The 4,906-nt window shown below is 43.6% G+C and carries 4 protein-coding genes and 1 pseudogene; all 5 read left to right on the top strand.

Annotation, left to right across the window (positions count from 1 at the left end; genetic code table 11):
- Positions 1-99 precede the first annotated feature (99 nt).
- Complete coding sequence (locus PKH29_12415) at positions 100-1,233, top strand: SLC13 family permease (GenBank protein HNX15641.1); 1,134 nt, start codon at positions 100-102, stop codon at positions 1,231-1,233.
- A gap of 105 nt (positions 1,234-1,338) precedes the next feature.
- The gene (locus PKH29_12410) at positions 1,339-2,451 is read left to right on the top strand and encodes a radical SAM/SPASM domain-containing protein (protein ID HNX15640.1); all 1,113 of its coding nucleotides are present in this window, start codon (positions 1,339-1,341) and stop codon (positions 2,449-2,451) included.
- Positions 2,452-2,935: 484 nt separating this feature from the next.
- Positions 2,936-3,049, top strand: a pseudogene (locus PKH29_12405) (DUF4118 domain-containing protein).
- A 372-nt stretch (positions 3,050-3,421) separates the two neighbouring features.
- On the top strand, positions 3,422-4,153 hold the full coding sequence (locus tag PKH29_12400; GenBank protein HNX15639.1) for an ATP-binding protein: 732 nt from the start codon (positions 3,422-3,424) through the stop codon (positions 4,151-4,153).
- A complete protein-coding gene (locus tag PKH29_12395; GenBank protein ID HNX15638.1) occupies positions 4,150-4,836 on the top strand; it encodes a response regulator transcription factor in 687 nt (228 codons plus the stop codon). The genes PKH29_12400 and PKH29_12395 overlap by 4 nt, the downstream gene beginning before the upstream one ends.
- Positions 4,837-4,906: the final 70 nt, after the last annotated feature.

Genomic DNA, 4,906 nt, shown 5'->3' with positions numbered 1-4,906 from the left:
ATTGACTTTGAATTTATAAATGTTAAAATGCAGCAGGCGGATTTTATAATTTGTCTGCTGTTTTTTACGCTAATCTGTACACGCGGAGAATCGATAAAGATGGACATAACACGAGCCCGAAAAAAGAATCCTCTTGGGATTATAAAATTCATAAAAAAGAACGTCATGATGCTGATCGCCGTTTTAGCGGCGCTAATTTCGGCTTTTTTTGTCAAACCCGACAGTGCCTATCTCGACTATTTCGATTTCAAAACGCTGACATGTCTTTTCTGTGTTCTAGCAGTGGTCTGTGCTTTTAAAAATATCGCGTTTTTCGAACTTCTTGCCGCACAGATCGTCAAGAATTGTAAAAACATCCGCATAACGGTACTTGTGCTCGTCTATATCACCTTCTTCGGTTCGATGCTCATCACCAACGACACGGCTTTACTGACGTTTTTGCCGCTCGCCTACACAACTCTGAAACGCACCGGCAAAGAAAAGTATACGGCTTTTACGTTTATCATGCAGAACATGGCCGCCAATCTCGGCGGGATGATTACGCCATTCGGAAGCCCGCAGAATCTCTTTTTATATTCCAAATACGCCATTCCGAACGGCAAATTTTTTTCTATCATGCTCCCGCCGTTTTTGCTGTCCTTGGTGTTAATTACGATATGCTGTGTCTTTATTAAACCCGATCCAATTTCAATCGGCGGAGAACCGGAAAAGACGGATCGCAAAAAAGCCGTTATCTACGGAATTTTATTCGCATTTTCGGTGGCGTTGGTATTTCGGGCTGTGCCGTATTATATAGGACTTCCGGTCGTCATAGCAGCGTTGTTTTTTCTGGATCGAAAGGCGCTTGCCGCCGTCGATTATCCGTTGCTTATGACCTTCGCCGCAATCTTTGTTTTTTCAGGTAATTTGTCGCGCATCGAAACCGTAAAAGTCTTCTTTTCGTCATTGTTGGGAAAAAACACCCTGATCTGTGCCGCACTCTCGAGTCAGGTAATCAGCAATGTACCCGCCGCAATTTTATTATCCAATTTCACCACCGACTATGCCGGCTTGCTCGTCGGCGTCAACGTTGGGGGTGTGGGAACCATTATCGCTTCGCTGGCAAGTTTAATCACTTTACGCGAATACGCAAGCCTCTATCCCGAAAAACAAGAGCGCTATTTCGCTGAGTTCTCGGCATACAACTTCGGTTTCTTGGCAATTTTACTTATTTTCTGCTCGTTTATTCTGTAAAAACAGCATGCAGAACTCATTTTACATAAAATAAACATTCGGTTTATTGTCTTTTGCAGTAAAACAGAATATAATTTCAATGTAAATCTTTTAAAGGGAGCACTTATGAATAACGCTCAACTCACTTCCTATTTGAATAACGGCATTAAAGACCTCGTCTCGGGCGTGCTCAAATCCACGCTCAGCAATCCCAAAGAATCCGCGTTTTTGTTGAAGTTTATCTCAAGCGCCGATAGAAACGCCAAAAGGCGGGAAGCATACGAATCTGAAGGCCTGCATGTCCCCGCGTTTTTAATCGCCAGCATTACCAATTCATGCAATTTGTTTTGCAAGGGGTGTTATGCCCGCGCCAACGGTATCTGCGGCGATAAATCAGCGAAAAACTTACTGCCCGCCGAAAAATGGGCCGATCTTTTCAATCAGGCCTCAGACTTCGGCATCACATTTTGTCTGCTTGCGGGCGGCGAACCGCTGCTGCGTAAAGACGTGATGACCGAAGCCGCCAAAAAGCCCGAGATCATCTTTCCGATCTTCACCAACGGAACTGTGATTGACGATGAATGTGTCAATCTTTTCGACCGGTCTCGTAATCTGATCCCGATATTCAGCGTCGAAGGTGAAAAAGAACAGACCGACGAACGGCGCGGCACGGGTACATACGACAAAATCATCACTGCTATTAAAACATTAAGTAAAAAGAAAGTTATTTTTGGTGCATCGATGACCGTTACCACCCAAAACCTTGAGGAGATCACTTCGGACGATTTCCTCGGAAATTTAAACGACCTCGGCAGTCGGTTGATCTTTTATATTGAATATGTCCCTGCGGACGGCCAAACCGAGCTCGCTCCGACCGAAAAAGACCGCAAATACATCGATGAAAAACTGAACATACTGCGTGAAAAATACCCCAAGATGATGTTTCTGTCTTTCCCCGGTGATGAACAATACATAGGCGGCTGCCTTGCAGCGGGCAGGGGGTTTTTCCATATTGGTCCGGGCGGCGCGGCACAGGCCTGCCCGTTTTCCCCGTACTCCGATACCGATTTAAAAAAGTGTACACTCAAACAAGCGCTTTCTTCCCCGTTTTTCCGCGCATTACAGGAAAGCGGTCTTTCTGGCGGAGTGCACGACGGCGGCTGCACACTTTTCGAAAACGAGGCCAAAGTCATTGAGTGCCTGAAAAACTGCGGCAAGCGGACAGAGGATGTCACATAATTTAATCATTGACTCAAAATATCTTTTGCATTTCACTCTCGTATTCGGCGGGAGTGATTTTATATATACAAAAATATCTATTCGGTTCCGTTTGATTGCGAATAAAACGCATCATATGGAAGTTAAGTATTATGATTTTATTAAAGTTTCGCAAAATACATTAAAAAAATGTCTTTAAATGATATAATTTTAAAATAAACATTATAATCTCTGCTTTATTTATACGAATCGGAAAATATTAGGAAAGGCAAATAAATCAGATGAAAAAATTATTTCGGCTCTCGGCCTTGTTAAAAACATTTTTCATTTTTATATTCGCAATACTTGCGGCTTTTGTTCTTTATGAACTCGGTCTGCACGCCGAAAATATTTTTCTGATCGGCCTTCTTGCCGTCATCGTCACAATCGTCGAGACAAAAAGATTTTGGTACGGCTTTGCCGTCAGCGTTCTTTTTGTATTCGCTTTTAATTTTTTTTCACCGAACCGCGATTTACCTTCCTGGTCAGTGACGCGAATTACTATGTCTCGTTTGCCCTGTTTCTCGTTTTTGCGGTCATTGCAAATACATTGACTTCCCGACTCCAAAAAGAGATGTCGACCGCAAAGCGAAACGAGGAACTCACCTCAAAGCTCTATAAAATCGGCGGCGGATTTCTGGATTTATCCGGTGCGGAACAGATCACACAATATGGTAAAAAGTGTCTTACCGACTTGACAAAACACGAGGTTGAAATCATATGCGGTTCTCCTCCCGAAACCGATCAGGTTGCCTTATTCTGTTATTACCATTCCGTTAACTGCGGTACAGGAATGGCCGATTACAACGAAAGCATTTATTCCTGCTTCCCGCTTTGTTCAAAAAACGCCGCACACGGTGTGATAAAAATTGAGGGGAAACTGACTGCGGAAGAATGCAGTTTAGTCAAAACCGTCATTTCTCAGATCACACTTGCGCTCGACCGCGAGATGATGGCATCACTCGAAGAAGAAAACCGCTTGCAAGCCGAAAAAGAAAAACTCAGAAGCAGTTTGCTTCGGAGTATCTCCCACGATCTGAGGACCCCTCTCACCGGAATCGCAGGTGGTGCCGATTTGTTGCTTTCGAATTTCAATGAGATTAATCCTGAAACGATGAAATCTGTTTTGAACGATATCTCATCCGACGCCTTCTGGCTTTCAGGCATGGTTGAAAACCTTTTAAATATGACGCGAATTCAGGACGGTCGTTTGGTCATTAAAAAGAACTGCGAAGTCGTGGATGATATTATCGGCGAAGCGGTCTCAAAAATTATCAAGCAAAAAAAAGACCATAAACTGATCGTTGAAAAAGCGGATGAAATGCTTCTTGTACCGATGGACGGGCGATTGATTATCCAAGTGCTAATCAACCTCATTGACAATTCGTTCAAACATACAAGAGATGACTCCTCGGTATGGGTCAAGGTATACAGAGAATCGGAAAATGCGGTTTTTGAAATCGCGGACAACGGAGGAGGAATCCGGGAAGACAAAATTGATAAACTGTTCAATAGTTATTATACGGTGGACGATAACAACTCCGATAAAAAACTCGGAATAGGGCTGGGACTCAATATTTGCAAATCAATCGTTGAAGCACACGGCGGAAAGATTACTGCAGAAAACAATTCCATCGGCGGAGCATCTTTTAAATTTTATCTTCCTGAGGTGAAAGTAAAATGAACGATTTAACAATTTTAATTATTGAGGATGATAAAAGCATTCAAAATTTTATCAGACTCTCTTTGAAAGCGAAAGGGTATAAGCCGGTGGTTGCGGAAAACGGCTTCACAGGTCTTTCGCTTTGGAAGGCAAACAATCCGGATACCATTCTGCTCGATCTCGGTCTTCCCGATATCGACGGCACCGAGATTTTAAAACAGATACGCATGGAGAGCGTGATTCCGGTTATCATCATCTCAGCGAGAGGGAAGGAGCGTGAAAAGGTAGCTGCTTTGGATATGGGCGCGGATGACTATATTACGAAGCCGTTTTCCATCGAAGAGCTGACAGCACGGATACGCGTCGCAATCAGGCATTATAAACCTGTTGAAGCGAAAACGGAGGAATTTACGCTTGTTGATCTGCATGTGGATTTAGAAAAGCGGCGCGTTTTTATCCGCGGCGAGGAGATCCATTTGACCCCGATTGAATACAAAATGCTGGTCTTGTTAATCACGAATCGCGGCAAAGTCATGACACACCGCGTCATCCAACAGGAGGTCTGGGGTTATCCGACCACCGACGACTATCAATCTCTTCGGGTTTTCATGGCGAATATCCGTCGAAAATTGGAACACGACCCTTCGAAGCCGAGATACATCACAACCGAAGTCGGTGTCGGTTATCGGTTTTCAGACGAGTAATCTTTATATAATCTTAGGGTCTTGACTAGAACAGAGGGTTGTCTCTGAACAATTTTAAAAGGATGTGATA

The organism is Oscillospiraceae bacterium (assembly GCA_035353335.1).
GTDB lineage: Bacteria > Bacillota > Clostridia > Oscillospirales > JAKOTC01 > DAOPZJ01.
Note: the sequence above shows the minus strand (reverse complement) of the source record. Positions and strands in the feature narration are given on the sequence as shown.